This window comes from Pseudomonas sp. AC112 (genome assembly GCF_979253545.1).
In genome coordinates this window covers 3,678,287-3,696,817 of the sequence record NZ_CEEDCM010000001.1, presented here as the reverse complement: position 1 = coordinate 3,696,817, position 18,531 = coordinate 3,678,287, and the positions used below count along the sequence as shown (strand labels likewise).

17 protein-coding genes are annotated in these 18,531 nt (G+C 60.9%); 7 read left to right on the top strand and 10 right to left on the bottom strand.

What is annotated here, in order from left to right; all coding sequences use genetic code 11:
- The first annotated feature begins 33 nt into the window (after window positions 1-33).
- The gene (locus AC0IYN_RS17065) at window positions 34-894 is read left to right on the top strand and encodes a MurR/RpiR family transcriptional regulator (protein WP_174555598.1); all 861 of its coding nucleotides are present in this window, start codon (window positions 34-36) and stop codon (window positions 892-894) included.
- 204 nt (window positions 895-1,098) lie between these two features.
- Here AC0IYN_RS17065 and AC0IYN_RS17060 read toward each other — a convergent pair whose 3' ends face one another.
- The 10 genes from AC0IYN_RS17060 to AC0IYN_RS17015 all read right to left on the bottom strand — a co-directional run bounded on the left by AC0IYN_RS17060 (window position 1,099) and on the right by AC0IYN_RS17015 (window position 12,362).
- On the bottom strand, window positions 1,099-1,944 hold the full coding sequence (locus AC0IYN_RS17060; protein ID WP_406598770.1) for a D-hexose-6-phosphate mutarotase: 846 nt from the start codon (window positions 1,942-1,944) through the stop codon (window positions 1,099-1,101).
- 176 nt (window positions 1,945-2,120) lie between these two features.
- Window positions 2,121-3,467 carry a carbohydrate porin gene (locus AC0IYN_RS17055; protein ID WP_406598769.1) on the bottom strand — a complete coding sequence of 449 codons (1,347 nt, stop codon included), beginning with the start codon at window positions 3,465-3,467 and terminating at the stop codon, window positions 2,121-2,123.
- Between the two features lie 133 nt (window positions 3,468-3,600).
- Window positions 3,601-4,764, bottom strand: a complete 1,164-nt coding sequence (locus AC0IYN_RS17050) for an ABC transporter ATP-binding protein (RefSeq protein ID WP_406598768.1) — start codon at window positions 4,762-4,764, stop codon at window positions 3,601-3,603.
- 2 nt (window positions 4,765-4,766) lie between these two features.
- Window positions 4,767-5,612: a carbohydrate ABC transporter permease gene (locus AC0IYN_RS17045; RefSeq protein WP_060754130.1), complete on the bottom strand. Its 846-nt coding sequence runs from the start codon at window positions 5,610-5,612 to the stop codon at window positions 4,767-4,769.
- Window positions 5,605-6,513 carry a carbohydrate ABC transporter permease gene (locus tag AC0IYN_RS17040; protein ID WP_028617701.1) on the bottom strand — a complete coding sequence of 303 codons (909 nt, stop codon included), beginning with the start codon at window positions 6,511-6,513 and terminating at the stop codon, window positions 5,605-5,607. The genes AC0IYN_RS17045 and AC0IYN_RS17040 overlap by 8 nt, the downstream gene beginning before the upstream one ends.
- A gap of 178 nt (window positions 6,514-6,691) precedes the next feature.
- Window positions 6,692-7,978, bottom strand: coding sequence for an ABC transporter substrate-binding protein (locus tag AC0IYN_RS17035; protein ID WP_061449338.1), 1,287 nt, complete (start codon window positions 7,976-7,978; stop codon window positions 6,692-6,694).
- A 104-nt stretch (window positions 7,979-8,082) separates the two neighbouring features.
- A complete protein-coding gene (locus tag AC0IYN_RS17030; protein ID WP_471842347.1) occupies window positions 8,083-9,342 on the bottom strand; it encodes a D-mannose isomerase in 1,260 nt (419 codons plus the stop codon).
- 115 nt (window positions 9,343-9,457) lie between these two features.
- Window positions 9,458-10,303, bottom strand: coding sequence for an ATPase (locus AC0IYN_RS17025; protein WP_457239820.1), 846 nt, complete (start codon window positions 10,301-10,303; stop codon window positions 9,458-9,460).
- Window positions 10,304-10,417: 114 nt separating this feature from the next.
- Complete coding sequence (locus AC0IYN_RS17020) at window positions 10,418-11,416, bottom strand: NAD-dependent epimerase/dehydratase family protein (protein ID WP_099494303.1); 999 nt, start codon at window positions 11,414-11,416, stop codon at window positions 10,418-10,420.
- Window positions 11,417-11,468: 52 nt separating this feature from the next.
- Window positions 11,469-12,362 (bottom strand): LysR family transcriptional regulator ArgP, encoded by an 894-nt coding sequence (locus tag AC0IYN_RS17015; protein ID WP_078049975.1) that lies wholly within the window; start codon window positions 12,360-12,362, stop codon window positions 11,469-11,471.
- A gap of 101 nt (window positions 12,363-12,463) precedes the next feature.
- On the opposite strand from AC0IYN_RS17015, the gene AC0IYN_RS17010 reads away from it, so the two are divergent.
- The 6 genes from AC0IYN_RS17010 (at window position 12,464) to AC0IYN_RS16985 (ending at window position 18,327) form a co-directional block, all read left to right on the top strand.
- Window positions 12,464-12,865: an ACT domain-containing protein gene (locus tag AC0IYN_RS17010; RefSeq protein WP_457239819.1), complete on the top strand. Its 402-nt coding sequence runs from the start codon at window positions 12,464-12,466 to the stop codon at window positions 12,863-12,865.
- A gap of 5 nt (window positions 12,866-12,870) precedes the next feature.
- Window positions 12,871-13,470 carry a LysE/ArgO family amino acid transporter gene (locus AC0IYN_RS17005; protein ID WP_457239818.1) on the top strand — a complete coding sequence of 200 codons (600 nt, stop codon included), beginning with the start codon at window positions 12,871-12,873 and terminating at the stop codon, window positions 13,468-13,470.
- A 178-nt stretch (window positions 13,471-13,648) separates the two neighbouring features.
- The gene (locus tag AC0IYN_RS17000; protein ID WP_078049978.1) at window positions 13,649-14,245 is read left to right on the top strand and encodes a superoxide dismutase; all 597 of its coding nucleotides are present in this window, start codon (window positions 13,649-13,651) and stop codon (window positions 14,243-14,245) included.
- A 128-nt stretch (window positions 14,246-14,373) separates the two neighbouring features.
- Window positions 14,374-14,577, top strand: a complete 204-nt coding sequence (locus AC0IYN_RS16995) for a hypothetical protein (RefSeq protein WP_406598763.1) — start codon at window positions 14,374-14,376, stop codon at window positions 14,575-14,577.
- Window positions 14,578-14,804: 227 nt separating this feature from the next.
- Window positions 14,805-16,856, top strand: coding sequence for a putative bifunctional diguanylate cyclase/phosphodiesterase (locus tag AC0IYN_RS16990; RefSeq protein ID WP_406598762.1), 2,052 nt, complete (start codon window positions 14,805-14,807; stop codon window positions 16,854-16,856).
- 127 nt (window positions 16,857-16,983) lie between these two features.
- On the top strand, window positions 16,984-18,327 hold the full coding sequence (locus AC0IYN_RS16985; protein WP_457239817.1) for an imelysin family protein: 1,344 nt from the start codon (window positions 16,984-16,986) through the stop codon (window positions 18,325-18,327).
- Window positions 18,328-18,531 lie beyond the last annotated feature (204 nt).

Sequence of the window (18,531 nt, the reverse complement as noted above, 5' to 3'; positions counted from 1 at the left end):
ATCGTCGCCCGAAGGAAAGACTGAATGGACCGCGTGCGAAATCTTCTGGAACAGATCCGGAACCGCCTCGAAGAATTGAACAAGGCCGAGAAAAAAGTCGCCGAGGTCATCCTGCTCAACCCGCAGCAGGCGACCCGCTTCTCTATCGCCGCCCTGGCCCAGGCCGCCTCGGTCAGTGAACCGACGGTCAACCGTTTCTGCCGTTCGTTCGGTGTCAGCGGTTACCCTGAACTGAAATTACAGCTGGCGCAAAGCCTGGCCAGTGGCGCGGCGTATGTCAGCCGTGCCGTGGAGGCCGATGATAACCCTGAGGCCTACACCCAGAAGATCTTTGGCAGTGCCATCGCGTCCCTCGACAGCGCCTGCCAGGCCCTGGACCCGAACTTGATCAGCAAAGCCGTGGACCTGTTGATCCAGGCGCGGCAGATCCACTTCTTCGGCCTCGGTGCTTCGGCCCCGGTGGCCATGGATGCGCTGCACAAATTCTTCCGCTTCAACCTGGCGGTGACCGCGCACGCGGACGTGCTGATGCAACGCATGATCGCCTCGGTGGCGCACACCGGTGAACTGTTCGTGATCATTTCCTACACCGGGCGTACCCGTGAGTTGGTGGAAGTGGCGCGTATCGCGCGGGAAAACGGCGCTTCAGTGCTGGGCGTGACTGCCGAGAACTCGCCGCTGGCCAAGGCCAGTACCGTGAGCCTGAATATTCCGCTGCCGGAAGACACCGATATCTACATGCCGATGACCTCGCGGATCATCCAACTGACGGTGCTGGATGTGCTGGCAACCGGCATGACCCTGCGTCGCGGGGTGGATTTCCAGCCGCATCTGCGCAAGATCAAAGAGAGCTTGAATGACAGCCGGTATCCGGTGGGGGATGAGTTCAACTAAGCCTGCAACACCGCTGCCGGTGAGAGGGAGTTTGTATGTGGTGAGCGGGCTTGCCCCGCGCTGGGTGGCGAAGCCGCCCTGAAAAACGGGCACCTCGGTACATCAGGTACATACACAGCGCCTGTAATGGGGCTGCTTCGCAGCCCAGCGCGGGGCAAGCCCGCTCACCACAACAAGCCCGCCCACAACAACCGCAATGCCACGCTAAACCCCCGCTCTTGCCTGCAGACTGAGATGCGCCCTCTCCCCCGGCGCCAGGCAGGCCCCCGCCATCGCCGACTCCACACACACAAACCCCGATGCCTCGTTGAAGCTCACGCCCAGCAGTGGCCGGCTGCCTGGGTGCCACACCACCGTGTCGGCGCTGTCGCCGGTGTCGATGCACAGTTCGCGCTGCCAGGCGTGGTCCTTGAGCTGCAATTCGCCCTCGTGCTGGAACACCCGCTGGCATCCGCCCTCCACCCTAAGCTCGCCTTCCTGCTGGCAAACCTGGCGATTGAGCTGGTCGTAACCCTGGGCACCGTCGAGCCCAGACAGCGCTATCTCATCAACGTGACCAATACGCCAGTAAGCATGCAAAGCGTGGCTCAACTGGCACGGCAGCTCGTCCTGATGCTCGGTGCTCAGGCGCAGTTCCAGGGTTTCGCCCAAGTGCGCGTGCAGGTCGACCTGCCAGTCGCACAGTTGCAATTGCCAGTGCAGGCGGACGCCGTCGTCGTCGGTGCTGCTGTCGAGCAGTTTCCAGTCAATCAGCCGCGCCCAGCCATGGGACGGCCAAGCGTTTTCGCTCGGGTGACGGCCATACCACGGCCAGCACACCGGCACGCCACCTCGGATGGCGCCGACTTGCGGCCACTTGGCTGCACACCACAGCCAGGGTTTCTGGCCACGGGGCTGGAAGTGCAACAGTTGCGCGCCCTGGCGACTGAACACCGCCTGGCACAGCGGATGGTCGATGACCAACACATCGCGCATCTGAAAGCGCTCCCAGGCGAACACCGGTCGCTCGCGCAGGGATTTGAAAAAGCGTTGCAGCGGATGCTCATGCATGTGCCACGGTCCTGAAATTCTTTGTAGGCGCTGGCTTGCCTGCGATGCAGGCAACTCGGTGCTTCAGATAAACCAAGGTGATGCCATCGCAGGCGAGCCAGCTCCCACACAAAAAAGCGGGTAGCCATGGCTACCCGCAAAATGCGCACAGAGAGAAGGAGCTTATCGCAACAGCGTTAGAACGTAGACTGGATTTTCAGGCCGGCCACCAACGCGTTGTCGACTTTGTCCACACCGCCAGGCTGGACGACGTACTGCAGGTTAGGACGCACGGTCAGCCAGTTGGTCACCTTGATGCCGTAGTTGAGTTCGACGTTGTACTCGGTCTCGCGAATCGGCGTGTACAGCGGGTTGTCATAGTCGCTCACGCCATTGGCGGCGTTGAGCAGTTCAGAGTTTTTCTTCACGTCATCATTCACGTGCAGGCGAGCCACACCAATACCGATGTCGTCTTTTGGACGCGCGTCGAATGGGCCCTTGTACACCAGCATGATCGACTGGTAGTTGTCGACCAGGTTGGTTTCCTTGTCGTGGAAGGTGGCGTTGGCCGCGATGTTCAGGCCGCGGGAAGCGTCGCCGTTATGCGTGGTGAGTTGCTGTTGGGCAACGAACCAGTAGCCTTTCTTGCTGCTGCGGGTACGGTAAGCCGCGCCAGTGGTAGCCGCATCGTTGCCGTTGATGTCTTCACGGACGTCAGAGGCATCAGCCGCGCTCTTGTAGTAACCCACACGGTATTCGCCCGGCAGGCTGTTGACCTTCGGCGACCAGACCAATTCCACCGGGATCACAGTGCCCTTGGTACCGCTGCCGCTGAGTTTGAAGCCGTTGCCGTGCTCCAGCTGCGAAGGGTTCTGGTTGTACGCACCGATCTGCGCATACAGCTCAGGCGTGATGTTGTACTTCACGCGGATCGCAGCCTGGCTGACGGGCCAGTTGTACCAAGTGTTGACGTAGTTACCCACTTGCGAGCCGCAGAACGACAGGTTCTGGAAGTCGCACGGGAAGGTGTTGAAGTCTTCGCCTTCGCCGAAGTAACCGAGCTTGACGTCCAACTTGTTGTCGAACATCTGGTGCTGGATCCAGAACTGGGTCAGACGCACCATGTGGCCACGGCCGTAGACTTCCATGGACGAACTCAGCGTGCCGGCACGCGGGTCGCCAATACGGTCGTTGGAGATGTTTTGGCCATTACGGTTGGTCAACTGGATCTTGGCCTGGGTGTTATCCCAGCCCCACAGCTTCTGCAGGTCCAGTGCCACACCGAGACCGAACTGGTCAGAGTAGCGACCGGTCTTGTCGTCGTTGTAACCACCTTTGGCGTTGTAGCCCATCTCCCCAACGTAGTCGGCCTTGATGTCGATACCTTGCTCGATCAGCTTGGTACGCTCGCCACCCCAATCGCCCGTCATCCACTTGGAACTGGAGCTGAATGCATCGTCTGCCATCGCATTGGCGGACAATACCAGGGCTGCTGCAGCTGACAGTTGGCAGATCAGCCGAGTGTTGTTGTGTTGCTTTTTCATCCCTACATCCTCGTCTTTATTGTTATTAAACTGTTTTTATCTAACGCGGTTTACTTTTTTTATCTAAAACAACAACTTATCTGCTTCTGTGGGAGCCGGGCTTGCCCGCGATGCAGGCAACTCGGTCCTTCAGTTACAACGCAGTGATGCCATCGCGGGCAAGCCCGGCTCCCACAGGGACAGGCTGTGACTGCACAGTGCCCAGTCGCTCGCCGGTGTTGGCGTCGAACAGCAGTACCTTGGAAGGATCGAATTGCAGGGTCAGGGTCTCGCCCACCTGCGGAGCCACGTCGGGTGCCAGGCGGCAGCAGACCTTGGTGTCATTGAGCTGCACGAACACCAGGGTGTCCGGGCCAGTCGGCTCGGTCACCTGGACTTCGGCACGAATGCTTGAGGCACTGTTGGCCTCGCCCGCCGCCAGCATGATTTGCTCCGGACGCAAGCCCAGGATCACGTCGCGATCTTCCAGGCCGGCGTCTGTGGTGTTCAGCGCCAGCTCGCAACGGGCCTGGCCGCTGTCGAGCAGGGCCACCAGGCGACCGTCCTTGCGTTGCAGGCGCAGGGGCACGAAGTTCATCGGCGGCGAACCAATGAAGCTCGCCACGAACTGGTTGGCCGGGTTGTTGTAGATCTCTTTCGGGGTGCCGAACTGCTGGATGATGCCGTCCTTCATCACCGCCACCTTGTCACCCAGGGTCATCGCTTCGATCTGGTCGTGGGTCACGTAGACCGTGGTGGTCTTGAGACGCTGGTGCATCAGCTTCATTTCAGTACGCATTTCGACACGCAGCTTGGCGTCGAGGTTGGACAGCGGTTCGTCGAACAGGTAGATCTTCGGCCGACGCGCCAGGGCACGGCCCATGGCCACGCGCTGTTGCTGGCCGCCGGAGAGCTGGCCCGGCTTGCGGTTGAGCAGGTGTTCGATCTGCAGCAGCTTGGCCACGCGTGCCACTTCAGCGTCGATATCCGCCTGGGGCATCTTGCGGATCTTGAGGCCAAACTCGATGTTCTCGCGCACGCTCATGGTCGGGTACAGCGCGTAGGACTGGAACACCATGGCGATGTCACGGTCCTTGGGGCTCATGCCGCTCACGTCCTGGTCGCCGATCATGATCGCGCCGCCGGTGATGGTCTCAAGGCCGGCGATGCAGTTCATCAGCGTGGATTTACCGCACCCCGAAGGGCCGACCAGGATCAGGAATTCGCCTTCCTTGATCGACAGTTCGATGTTCTTCAAGGTGTCGGGCAGGCCGGCGCCATAGGTCTTGTTTACATTGCGAAGTTCAAGCGTAGCCATGATTACCCCTTGACCGCGCCGGCCGTGAGGCCGCGCACGAAATACTTGCCTGCGATCACATAGACCAGCAGGGTCGGCAGCCCGGCGATCATCGCCGCCGCCATATCCACGTTATATTCCTTGGCCCCGGTGCTGGTGTTGACCAGGTTGTTCAGCGCCACCGTGATGGGCTGGGAGTCGCCACTGGAGAACACCACACCGAACAGGAAGTCGTTCCAGATCTGGGTGAACTGCCAAATCAGGCAGACCATGATGATCGGCGTCGACATCGGCAGAATGATCTGGCGGAAGATGGTGAAGAAACCGGCGCCGTCCAGGCGTGCCGCCTTGATCAGCGCGTCCGGAATGCTCACGTAGTAGTTACGGAAGAACAGCGTAGTGAACGCCAGGCCGTAGACCACGTGCACAAACACCAGGCCGGTGGTGGTGCTGGCCAGGCCCATTTTGCCGAGGGTGAACGACGCCGGCAGCAGCACGGTCTGGAACGGCAGGAAGCAGCCGAACAGCAGCAGGCCGAAGAACAGCTGCGAGCCTTTGAAGCGCCAGAACGACAGCACATAGCCGTTCAACGCACCGATAGCGGTGGAGATCAGTACAGCGGGAACGGTGATCTTGATCGAGTTCCAGAAGTAGCCATCCACGGTGGCCCAGGCCTTGACCCAGCCGATGCCGGAGACCACGGTCGGCCAGCTCAGCAGGTTGCCGGTGCTGATGTCTTCCGGGGTCTTGAAGCTGGTCAGCAGCATCACCACCAGCGGCACCAGGTACAGCAGCACGGCGAGGATCAGCACCGCGTAGATCGCGATGCGACTCAGGCTGATGGCAGGTTTGGAGGCGAGACTAGTCATTACGTTTGGTCCTCAGCTCGGAGTAGAGGTAAGGCACGATGATCGCGAGGATCGCACCGAGCATCAGGATTGCACTGGCCGAACCCATGCCCATCTGGCCACGGCTGAAGGTGAACGAGTACATGAACATCGCCGGCAGGTCGGACGAGTAGCCGGGGCCGCCAGCGGTCATCGCCGCCACCAGGTCGAAGCTCTTGATCGCAATGTGCGCCAGGATCATCACCGCACTGAAGAACACCGGACGCAGGCTTGGCAGCACCACGCTCCAGTAAATGCGCGGCAGGCTCGCACCGTCGATCTGCGCGGCACGCACGATCGATTGATCGACACCGCGCAGGCCAGCGAGGAACATCGCCATGATGAAGCCGGAGGCTTGCCAGACAGCGGCGATCACCAGGCAGTAGACCACGCGGTCCGGGTCGATCAGCCAGTCGAGACGGAAGCCTTCCCAGCCCCAGTCACGCAGGAGTTTGTCCAGGCCCATGCCCGGGTTGAGCAGCCATTTCCAGGCGGTACCGGTGACGATCATTGAGAGCGCCATCGGGTACAGGTAAATGGTGCGGATAAAGCCTTCGCGGCGGATCTTCTGGTCGAGGAAGATCGCCAGGGTCACGCCAATCACTAGCGTGATGCCGATGAACATCCCGCCAAACACGGCCAGGTTCTTGCTCGCTACCCACCAGCGGTCGTTGTCGAACAACCGCGCGTATTGCGCAAGGCCCGCCCACTTGTAGCTTGGCAGGAACGTGGAATTGGTGAACGAGAGTACAAACGTCCACAGGATGTAGCCGTAGAAGCCCACCAACACGATGAACATGCTGGGCGCCAGCACCAGTTTGGGGAGCCAGCGCTGCAGTGCATCGAACGGCGAGGCTTTGCTGAACACAGCAACAGAACTCATGGGGAAATCCAATACAGGGAAAAAGGACTACAGGGTGAGTCTCATGTGGAGCGCGCTTTATGTAGGAGCTGCCTTGTCGAATCGTCGCACCGCTGCGAAGGCATCACCTCGGTCTAACCGATACACCGAGGTGCCTGCATCGCGGGCAAGCCCGGCTCCTACAAAAGCGCTACCAGCCTTACTTGGCCGATTTGATCGCAGCGCCAAGTTTCTTGGCGGTGTCGGCCGGGTCGGCTTTCGGGTCGTTGATGTAGTTGGTCACGACATCAAAGAACGCACCTTGCACTGCCAGCGTAGTGGCCATGTTGTGCGCCATGCTTGGCTGCAGGCCGCCGGTCTTGGCGTCTGCCAGGAAGTCCTTGGCAGCGGTCTGGGCGCAGGAGTCGAAGCCGTAGGAGTCCATTTTGTTCAGCATGTCGTTGCGAACAGGGATCGAACCCTTGTTGATGCTGAACACTTTCTGGAAGTTTTCACCCAGCACGACTTTGGCGATGTCCTGCTGACCCGCAGCAGTGCCTTTGTCTTTCTGCTTGAACACCGCCAGGGAGTCGATGTTGTAGGTGAAGGCTTTGTCGGTGCCCGGGAAGGCTACACACTCGTAGTCTTTGCCGGCGACTTTCTTGGCAGCGGTCCATTCGGACTTGGCCCAGTCACCCATGATCTGCATGCCGGCCTTGCCATTGATGACCTTGCCTGCTTCGAGGTTCCAGTCCTGGCCTTTGCCGTCGACGTCCATGTAGGTCGCGACTTTCTTCAGCTCGGTCAGGGCCTTGACCATTTCCGGACCAGTCAGTGCGCCGTTATCCAGGTCCACCAGGGCTTTCTTGTAGCCGTCGGCACCCATCACCGACAACACCACCGCTTCAAACACAGTGCTGTCCTGCCAAGGCTGGCCACCGTGGGCGAGCGGAATGAAGCCTGCGGCTTTCAGCTTGTCGCCGGCTGCGTAGAATTCTTCGAGGGTGGTCGGGTTCTTGGTGATGCCGGCTTTCTTGAAGACTTCCGGGTTGATCCACAGCCAGTTCACACGGTGGATGTTGACCGGTACGGCGACGTAGTCACCTTCGTACTTCACGGTGTCGGAGACTTTCTTGTCGAGCAGGGAGTCCCACTTCTCTTCTTTGGCGACGTCTTTGAGCACGTCGGTGTCGAGCAGGCCAGTGGACGCCCATTCCTGGATGTCGGGGCCTTTGATCTGGGCAACGCCTGGCGGGTTGCCGGCAACCGCGCGGCTTTTCAGCACGGTCATGGCCGTGGCGCCACCGCCACCTGCGACGGCGCCGTCTTTCCAGACGAAGCCATCTTTCTCAACTTGGGCCTTCAGGACATCTACAGCCGCTTTCTCACCGCCCGAGGTCCACCAATGCACAACTTCAACCGTCCCTTTCGAGTCGGCGGCAAATGCACTGAGGGGAAACAACGAGGCAATGGAAATAGCAACGGCGAGGCGATTAATCGCGTTCATCTGAGTACCTTTTCTTGTTGTTATGCATGCAAGTCTAAGGCTTGCGCTGCACGGAGTTTAAACATGGATTTTTCAGGCGCAGGTAACAAAGGGATGCACAAATGTCACCAGCTGGTGACATAACGCCCAACCCCGATGGCACTGCACATGCTGGGTGCCAAGGGCAGTGCAGGCAGCACTACCGCTTGCCAGGCATGGTACAGGTCCGGCTTGCCGCCCCAGATATTGCTGCTCGGTTGATTGTGCGGGCTGAGTTCGTGGTGCCAACTGCCGTGGGTGCGGTCGATAAAGTGGGTTTCGCAAAACTCCCAGAACCGTCGGTACCAAGTCTCGTAGTGCAACTCGCCCGTACGCTTGAGCAAGGCCTGGGCAGCGGCGCTGGCTTCGGCATGGGTCCAGTGCAGGCGCTCGCGCACGACCGGGCAGTGGTTCCAGTCCAGGGTGTAGACGATGCCGGGGGCACCATCCACGGACCAGGCGTATTCACAGGCGCTGGCGAACAAGCCCTTGGCGTCCGTCACCAGCCACTCGGGCGTCGCCAGCACCGCTTGCAGGCGCGCAGCTTCCAGGTGCAGCACCAGTCGCGCCCATTCGAAGCCGTGGCCGGGGGTGATGCCGTACGGGCGAAAGCCGTCGGCGGGGTTGTCTTCGTTGTAGCCGAGCAAGGGTTGCCAATGAACATTGAAATGCTCGATCACCATGAACTGGTTGCCGGCGGCGTGGGAGTGGATCACGCGCTCGACGATACGCAGCGCGCGGTCCAGCCAGCGGGTGTCACCCGTTATATCGGCCAGGGCAAGAAAGGCTTCGGTGGCGTGCATGTTGCTGTTGGCGCCGCGATAAGCCTCGACGCCGCTCCAGTCCTGGGCGAAGGACTCGAGCATCACGCCCTCCTCCTCGCTCCAGAAAAACTGGTCGATGATATGGATGGCGTCATTGAGCAGGTTTTGCGCACCGGGAGCGCCGGCCACCACCGCAGAGCTGGCGGCCAAGGCAACGAAGGCGTGCAGGTAGGCAGCTTTGCCACGGTTGCCATCGAGGGCGTGGGGCGCGGCGAACCAGCCACCGTGCTCACTGTCGCGCAATGGGCCACTCAGGGCGGCCACACCGTGCGCCACCAGGTCGGCATACCCCGGCAAGCCCAAGGCGTGCGCCATGGCGAAGCTGTGGGTCATGCGGGCGGTGTTCATGGTTTCGGCGCGGGCGTCGGCGGGCAACTGGCCTTTATCGTCCAGGTTGCCAAAGCCATCGGGCAGTCGAGAGGCCTTGGCAAATGCCAGCAGACGCTGGCCTTCGGCGGCGAGCCAGGCGTGATGGGCAGGCGCGTTCAGCCAACTGCTGGCAGGCAGTGGTTGCGTGGTCATGGGTGGCCCTTATTATTTTTTGTGGGATGACCGGAGTCTAAACAAGGGCGAGGTGTGGGCAAGTAACGAAGGGGATGGGAAATGTCACCAGATGGTGACATTTCCGTCAGCGCCCTTATTGTCCGAGGGGGGTGATCTTCGCCGGCGCGTTGAGCTGTTGGTTGAGGGTCTGCACCTGGCTCTGCAACGTGGTGATGTTGCGCGTGGTCTGGATGCGGAATACGTCGAACTCTTTGTTGGTAGGCGCATCACTGTTGGCCGGCTGGTTGTCCTGGGCGCTCTTGAGTACCACAAGGTCCTGCTCGATACGGGCAATGGCCGCGCTCGGGTTGCCCTGTTTCTTCAAGGCGGCCACGTCAGCGGTCAGTTCCTTGATCTCGGTATCGCGCTTGCCTGCATCACCTTGCGCCGCCTTGAGGGTCGCCACGGCATCGGTCAACGCCTGGACCTGGCCTTGCAATTTGCTGTTGGCGTTGGCCAGCTCAGTGGTACTGGCGGTCATCTGGGCCAGGCGCTTGTCCAACTCGGTGGCCTGGCCGGCCACGCCGATTTGCTGCTTGCCCTGCTCCAGCAACTGGCTTTCGAGTTGCTTGATCTGCAGTTTCAGCGCTTCGCTGCCATTGTTGACGCTGGCTTCACTGGCCACCACCTTGCCGGAAATATCCTGCAGGCGCCCCGCCGCTTCTTCGCTGATGCGCGCAAAGCTTTCCTGGGTGGCAACCAACTGCTGGCCCATCAGGGAAATCTGCTGGAAGCTCCACCAGGCCAGGCCCGCAAAGGCGATGAGCAGCGCGCCGATCAAGGCCCACAATGGGCCGGTGCTGGCGCTCTTGACCTTGACCACCTTGGTTGTGCGCGAACGCACCGAGGTGGCGGGAGAAGGTTCGAAATCATCGTCATCCCCGACATCCGCCCGCAGGCTGGGAACGTTGTCGAAGTCGTCTTTAGCATCATTACGCATGAATCAACCCTGAATCGGTGAAGGGGCGAGCGACGGGAGTATAAACCGCCTTCCCGGCGCACTGATCGACCTGGAATGCCAAATTCGGTTCCCGAAGTGTTGCCTCTTGTGTGCTTACTTGAACCCCGGATCCTGGGCTTTCCACCAACTGCAGAACTCGTCGAGGGCGGTCCACAGGCTGACTTTGGGCTCGTAGTCCAGATAATGCCTGGCACGGCTGATGTCGAGGGTGAAATCTTTGTTCATCACCTGCATGCCCAGGCGCGACAACGCCGGTTCCGGGCGGCCGGGCCACATCGCGCAAAAGGCTTCGTTGACCGCCGCCACGCTGTAGGACAAACCGTAGGACCGATACCGCGTCACCTGCGGCAGCTCCATTTGGCGCATCACGTAGTTGACCACATCCCACACCGGCACAGGCGTACCGTTGCTGATGTTGTAGGCCTTGCCCAGCGCCGAGCCCGTGGCGAGCAGGCTGCTGAGCAGCGCTTCGTTGAGGTTGTGCACACTGGTGAAATCGACTTTGTTCAGGCCGTCGCCGACAATGGCCAGGCGGTTCTTGCGTTGCATTTTCAGCAGGCGCGGGAAGATGCTCATGTCGCCGGCGCCAGTCACGAAGCGCGGGCGCAGGGCTAGCACTTCGAGGCCGAACTCCTGGGCACCAAACACCTTCTGCTCGGCCAGGTACTTGGTGGCGGCATAGGGGTGCTTGAAACGCTTGGGTACTTGTTCTTCGGTCAAGCCCAGGTGGTCGCGGCCGTCAAAATAGATCGACGGCGACGACAGGTGCACCAACCGGCCGACACGCTCCTTGAGGCAGGCTTCCACGACGTTCTCGGTCACTAGCACGTTGCCTTGATGAAAGTCCTGGTACTTGCCCCACAGCCCGACGGCGCCGGCGCAATGCACCACCGCCTCGACATCGCGGCACAGGTCGCGCACCAGGTCAGCGTCATTCAAATCACCCTGGATAAACTCGGCGCCGCGCCTGACCAGATGCTCCACACCTTCAGCGCGTCGCCCGTTGACCCGCACGTCCAGGCCCTGCTCCAAGGCGAAACGCGCAAAGCGTCCACCAATGAAGCCGCTTGCGCCGGTGACCAGAATCTTCATGTATTACCCCGTGTTCTTTCGTTTTTCATCGCTGTTGCCTTGACGCACGCCATCACTCCAACGGCACCAACCATTGGCCACACGCCTGGGCCAGGTGGTCGGTCAACAAGCCCAGCAGTTGCCCGCCACTGCGCCAATGATGCCAGTACAACGGTACATCGATGGGCTTATCTGGCAATAACTCGACCAGAATGCCCTTTTCCAGTTGGTCGCGTACCTGCAATTCCGGTACCAGCCCCCAGCCAAGGCCGGCTTCGGTCAGGCGGATAAAGCCTTCGGACGATGGGCATAAATGGTGCTCGAAACCGCCGTCCACCCCGAGTGAAGCCAGGTAGCGGTGTTGCAGGAAATCGTCCGGGCCGAACACCAAGGCCGGCGTGCGCGCCAGTTGATCGGCGCGCACACCATCCGGAAAGTGCCGGGCGATAAAGGCCGGGCTGGCCAGCGCGCGATAACGCATGGCACCCAGCAACAGGCTGCGCGCGCCCGCCACCGGGCGCTCGCTGGCGCAGATACAGGCTGCTACCTCGCCGGCACGCATGCGTTTGAGGCCTACAGTCTGGTCCTCGACGACCAGGTCCAGCAGCAGATGCTGCTCGGCGCAAAAGTCGCTGACGGCCTCGGCCCACCAGGTGGCGAGGCTGTCGGCGTTCAACGCGATGCGCAGGCGTTCGGGCATGCCCTCCTCGTCCAGCGCGGGCACCTGGCTTTGCAGGTCACGTTCCAGCAAGCGCACCTGTTGCACATGGTTGAGCAGGCGCCGGCCAATATCGGTGGGCGTCGGCGGCGTGGCCCGCACCAATACCGGTTGGCCGATGCGCGCTTCCAACAGCTTGATGCGCTGGGAGATCGCTGACTGCGACAACCCCAGCACTTGAGCGGCGCGCTCGAAGCCCGCCTGTTCCACCACCGCCGCCAGGGCCGAGAGCAATTTATAGTCGAACATCAGTTTCTCTAATGAGCGATCAGCAATATTGGTTTTTCTTATACAGCCTGCACCCTGAGAATAGCCAGCAACGCTTCTTTCTTTATTAAAGGAACCTCCCCATGGCTGGCGAAACCGCCCTGGCAACCCTGCTGCGCAGCATGAGCCCCCACCTTAATGAAGGTGACTACGTGTTCTGCACCCTGCCCGATCACCAGATCCCGGCCGGGTCCGAGGTGATCGGCAGCTTCCGCGAGCAGGAAGGCCTGACCTTGATCGTCGAACGCAAGCAGGCGCAACAGGCCGGGCTGGCCTTTGATTATGTCGCCGCGTGGATCACCTTGAATGTGCACTCGGCCCTGGAAGCCGTGGGCCTGACCGCCGCCTTCGCCAGCGCGCTGGGCAAGGCCGGCATCAGTTGCAACGTGATTGCCGGCTACTACCACGATCACCTGTTCGTCGGCCGTGCCGATGCCGAGCGGGCCATGCAGGTGTTGCAACAACTGGCAGCAAACGCGGAGTAACCCCTATGTGGCAGAGTTATGTGAACGGGCTGCTGGTCGCCCTGGGCTTGATCATGGCCATCGGCACCCAGAATGCCTTTGTCCTCGCGCAAAGCCTGCGCCGTGAACATCATTTACCCGTGGCGGCGCTGTGCGTGGTGTGTGATGCCCTGCTGGTGGCCGCCGGGGTGTTCGGCCTGGCGACGGTGCTGGCGCAAAGCCCGATACTGCTGGCGGTTGCGCGCTGGGGCGGTGCGGCGTTCCTGATCTGGTACGGCACCTGTGCGCTGCGCCGGGCCTGTTCGAAACAGAGCCTGGACCAGGCAGACCATCTCAAGGTGCGCTCGCTGCGCGCGGTCATGCTGAGCGCGTTGGCCGTCACATTGCTCAACCCCCACGTTTATCTGGACACCGTGCTGCTGATTGGCTCCCTCGGTGCCCAGCAGACCGAGCCCGGCGCCTATGTGGCCGGCGCGGCCAGCGCTTCGCTGCTGTGGTTCTCCACCCTGGCACTCGGTGCGGCGTGGCTGGCACCCTGGCTGGCACGCCCCGCCACGTGGCGCCTGCTGGACCTATTGGTGGCCGTGATGATGTTCAGCGTGGCCTATCAATTGATCAGTGCCTGAGGAATATTCCAAAACGCTCTGGAACCTCTATCCCACACAGTTGTTGCGTGGTTTTGCCGCACCCCCGGTGCTATGATCCGGACCCTGCGCCGCAAAGAGTACAAACTCCCCGGCGCTTGTTTGGCCGCCCGTGATCGGCCTTGCGCTCACCGCAACTGACCTGATTAGGAGAATCATCATGGCTTTCGAATTGCCGCCGCTGCCCTACGCACACGATGCCCTGCAGCCGCACATTTCCAAGGAAACCTTGGAATACCACCACGACAAGCACCACAACACCTATGTCGTGAACCTGAACAACCTGGTGCCAGGCACCGAGTTCGAAGGCAAGACCCTGGAAGAGATCGTCAAATCCTCTTCGGGCGGTATCTTCAACAACGCCGCTCAGGTCTGGAACCACACCTTCTACTGGAACTGCCTGGCGCCAAACGCCGGCGGCCAACCGACCGGCGCACTGGCTGAAGCCATCAACGCTTCGTTCGGTTCGTTCGACAAGTTCAAGGAAGAGTTCACCAAGACGTCCGTCGGCACCTTCGGTTCCGGTTGGGGCTGGCTGGTGAAAAAGGCTGACGGTTCCCTGGCCCTGGCCAGCACCATCGGCGCCGGCAACCCGCTGACCAGCGGCGACACCCCGCTGCTGACCTGCGACGTGTGGGAACACGCCTACTACATCGACTACCGCAACGTGCGTCCAAAGTATGTGGAAGCGTTCTGGAACCTGGTCAACTGGAAGTTCGTGGCTGAGCAGTTCGAAGGCAAGACCTTCACTGCCTAAGCACTGCTTGCAGTAAAAAGAGCCCGGCATTCGCCGGGCTTTTTTGTGGGTGATGGAACCGAGCCGCGTGACGTTGCCACCCAGATAGGGAGAGGAATTCGCCACTCACCCCTGTCGGAGAAATAACCATGACTATTGGCGCACTCGCAGCACTGCCCATCATTGGCGACCTCGCCAAGGCCGCTGGAGAGATAACCAAAACGATCACCCCACTCATCCAACCCTTCGCGGATGCCGCCGCGAAGAAGCTATTTGCCGAAGACACCACCGATCAGAGCGAGCAGAAAAAAATTGAGTTCGCAAAGACCGTTGAGACAAAGATTTCCTTTTAGACTTCTAAGTGGGCGTAACCGCCTGCCCCCTGATAGGACCTGAGCGCCTGTTGTTTCTGGGCAGGCGGACGTAAATCCGCCTCGCCTATCGTAGACCTTGCTCCTCTTGAGCCGCCCCTTTGCGCATCAAGCCTGCCCTTGCCCCAATGTTCCTTTGACTGCCATGCCCAGATTGCCAATACTCATGGCATATTGAAGGCCACCCGCATGAGACAAGGAATGCCCCTTTGAAGCTGGAACTCAAGAACAGCTTGTCGGTGAAGTTGCTACGGGTTGTGTTGCTGTCGGCATTGATCGTGGGCGTGGCGCTGAGCGTGGCGCAGATCGTTTTCGATGCCTATAAGACGCGACAGGCTGTGGCCGGCGATGCCCAGCGCATCCTCGACATGTTTCGTGACCCCTCGACCCAGGCCGTCTACAGCCTGGACCGCGAGATGGGCATGCAAGTCATTGAGGGCCTGTTCCAGGACGACGCCGTGCGCATGGCGTCCATCGGCCACCCCAACGAAACCATGCTGGCGGAGAAAAGCCGCGCCTTGCAGAAGGCCCCCAGCCGCTGGTTGACCGACCTGATTCTTGGCCAGGAACGTACCTTCACTACCGCCCTGGTGGGTAAAGGCCCCTACAGCGAATACTACGGCGACCTGAGCATCACCCTCGACACCGCCACGTACGGCCAGGGTTTTATCGTCAATTCAGTGATCATCTTTATTTCCGGGGTGCTGCGCGCCCTGGCCATGGGCCTGGTGCTGTACCTGGTCTATCACTGGCTGTTGACCAAGCCGCTGTCACGGATTATCGAGCACCTCACCTCGATCAACCCCGACAGGCCCAGTGAACACAAGATCCCCCAGCTCAAGGGCCACGAACGCAACGAGTTGGGGCTGTGGATCAATACCGCCAACCAATTACTCGAATCCATCGAACGCAATACCCATCTGCGCCACGAAGCCGAAAGCAGCCTGCTGCGCATGGCCCAGTATGACTTCCTGACCGGCCTGCCAAACCGCCAGAAACTGCAGGAGCAACTGGACAAGATCCTCATCGACGCCGGCCGTCGGCAACGACGCGTGGCCGTGCTGTGCGTAGGGCTGGATGACTTCAAAAGCGTCAACGAGCAGTTCACCTACCAGGCTGGCGACAAACTGCTGCTGGCCCTGGCCGACCGTTTGCGCGCCCACAGCGGCCGCCTCGGCGCACTGGCCCGGCTGGGCGGCGACCAGTTCGCCCTGGTGCAGGCCGATATCGAGCAGCCCTACGAGGCCGCCGAGCTGGCGCAAAGTATCCTCGATGACCTGGAGGCGGAGTTCCCCCTCGACCATGAAGGCATCCGCCTGCGCGCCACCATCGGCATCACCCTGTTCCCGGAAGACGGCGACAGCACCGAAAAGCTGCTGCAAAAAGCCGAACAGACCATGACGCTGGCCAAGACCCGGTCGCGCAACCGCTATCAGTTCTATATCGCCAGCGTCGACAGCGAAATGCGCCGTCGCCGCGAGCTGGAAAAAGACCTGCGCGACGCCCTCGCCCGCGATCAGTTCCACCTGGTTTACCAACCGCAGATCAGCTACCGCGACCACCACGTGGTCGGCGTGGAAGCGCTCATCCGTTGGCAGCACCCGGAACATGGCTTGGTGCCGCCAGACCTGTTTATCCCGCTGGCCGAGCAAAACGGCACCATCATTGCGATTGGCGAATGGGTGCTGGACCAGGCTTGCCGGCAACTGCGCGAATGGCACGACTTGGGCTTCACCGACCTGCGCATGGCCGTCAACCTGTCCACCGTGCAGTTGCATCACGCCGAGTTGCCACGGGTCGTCAACAACCTGATGCAGATCTACCGCCTGCCGCCACGCAGCCTGGAACTGGAAGTCACCGAGACCGGCCTGATGGAAGACATCAGCACCGCCGCCCAGCACCTGCTGAGCCTGCGCCGTTCCGGTGCGTTGATTGCCATTGATGACTTCGGCACCGGCTACTCATCCCTCAGCTATCTAAAAAGCCTGCCACTGGACAAGATCAAGATCGACAAGAGCTTCGTGCAGGACCTGCTGGACGATGACGACGACGCCACCATCGTGCGGGCGATCATCCAACTGGGCAAAAGCCTGGGCATGCAGGTGATCGCCGAAGGCGTGGAAACCGCTGAACAGGAGGCCTACATCATCTCCGAAGGCTGCCATGAGGGTCAGGGCTATCACTACAGCAAACCCTTGCAGGCCCGGGAGCTGGCGGCGTTTTTGAAGCAGTCAGAGCGCAATAACGCAGCGATTCTCTGACACCGCAAAACGATACTGAATATTTCCCGCGTATAACCCTTTACACAAAATGCAAATCTTTCGCATTATGTCGCAGTTTTTGCGCTCCCCCGCGCGCCCTATCAACAACCGAAGCAGGATGTTCGCCATGATTCGTATGCCCCTGGCCACCGCCAGTCTGCTGGCCATTGCCATTTCTCTCGCCGGTTGCGGCGAAGGTAAAGACAAGGCCGCAGCGCCCCAGGCGCCGACCCCGGCCGCCAGCACTACCGCTCCAGCGGCTGCCACCCCTGCCGGCCAGGTCGACGAAGCGGCCGCCAAGGCCGTGGTCGCGCATTATGCGGACATGGTGTTTGCGGTCTACAGCGATGCCGAGTCCACCGCGAAAACCCTGCAAACCGCGATCGACGCGTTCCTCGCCAAACCGAACGACGAAACCCTGAAAGCCGCGCGCACTGCCTGGATCGCCGCCCGCGTCCCGTACCTGCAGAGCGAAGTGTTCCGCTTCGGCAACACCATCATTGACGACTGGGAAGGCCAGGTGAACGCATGGCCGTTGGACGAAGGCCTGATCGACTATGTCGACAAGTCCTACGAACACGCCCTGGGTAACCCAGGCGCCACCGCCAACATCATCGCCAACACCGAAATCCAGGTCGGCGAAGACAAGGTCGACGTGAAAGACATCACCCCGGAAAAACTCGCCAGCCTCAACGAGCTGGGCGGTTCCGAGGCCAACGTCGCCACCGGCTACCACGCTATCGAATTCCTGCTCTGGGGCCAGGACCTGAACGGCACCGGCCCAGGCGCCGGCAACCGTCCTGCGTCGGACTACCTGACCGGCGACGGCGCCACCGGCGGCCACAATGAGCGTCGCCGTGCGTACCTGAGCGCCGTGACCCAACTGTTGGTCAGCGACTTGGAAGAAATGGTCGGCAACTGGAAACCCAACGTCGAAGACAACTACCGCGCCACCCTGGAGGCAGAACCTGCCACCGACGGCCTGCGCAAAATGCTGTTCGGCATGGGCAGCCTGTCCCTGGGCGAGCTGGCCGGTGAACGCATGAAGGTTTCCCTGGAAGCCAACTCGCCGGAAGACGAACAAGACTGCTTCAGCGACAACACCCACTACTCGCACTTCTACGACGCCAAGGGCATCCGCAACGTCTACCTGGGCGAGTACACCCGCGTCGACGGCACCAAAATGACCGGCGCCAGCCTGTCATCCCTGGTGGCCAAGGCCGACCCGGCAGCCGACACCGCGCTCAAAGCGGACCTGGCAGCCACCGAAGCGAAGATCCAGGTCATGGTTGACCACGCCAACAAGGGTGAGCACTACGACCAACTGATCGCTGCCGGTAACGATGCGGGCAACCAGATCGTACGCGACGCCATTGCCGCACTGGTCAAGCAGACCGGTTCGATCGAAGCGGCCGCAGGCAAGCTGGGCATCAGCGACCTGAACCCGGATAACGCTGATCACGAGTTCTGATCAGTACGGTGATGAAAAAGGCGGCCTTCGGGTCGCCTTTTTTATGTCTGCCATCCGCTTCCCTGTAGCTGGCTTACCGGCGATGGCATCACCTGGGTGTGCCTGATGTACCGAACCGCCTGCATCGCCGGCAAGCCAGCTCCTACACCTACCTGCTTTTGATCCAACCACTCCGGCCGGCTGCCAGGCCGCCGTGCTCTTGCT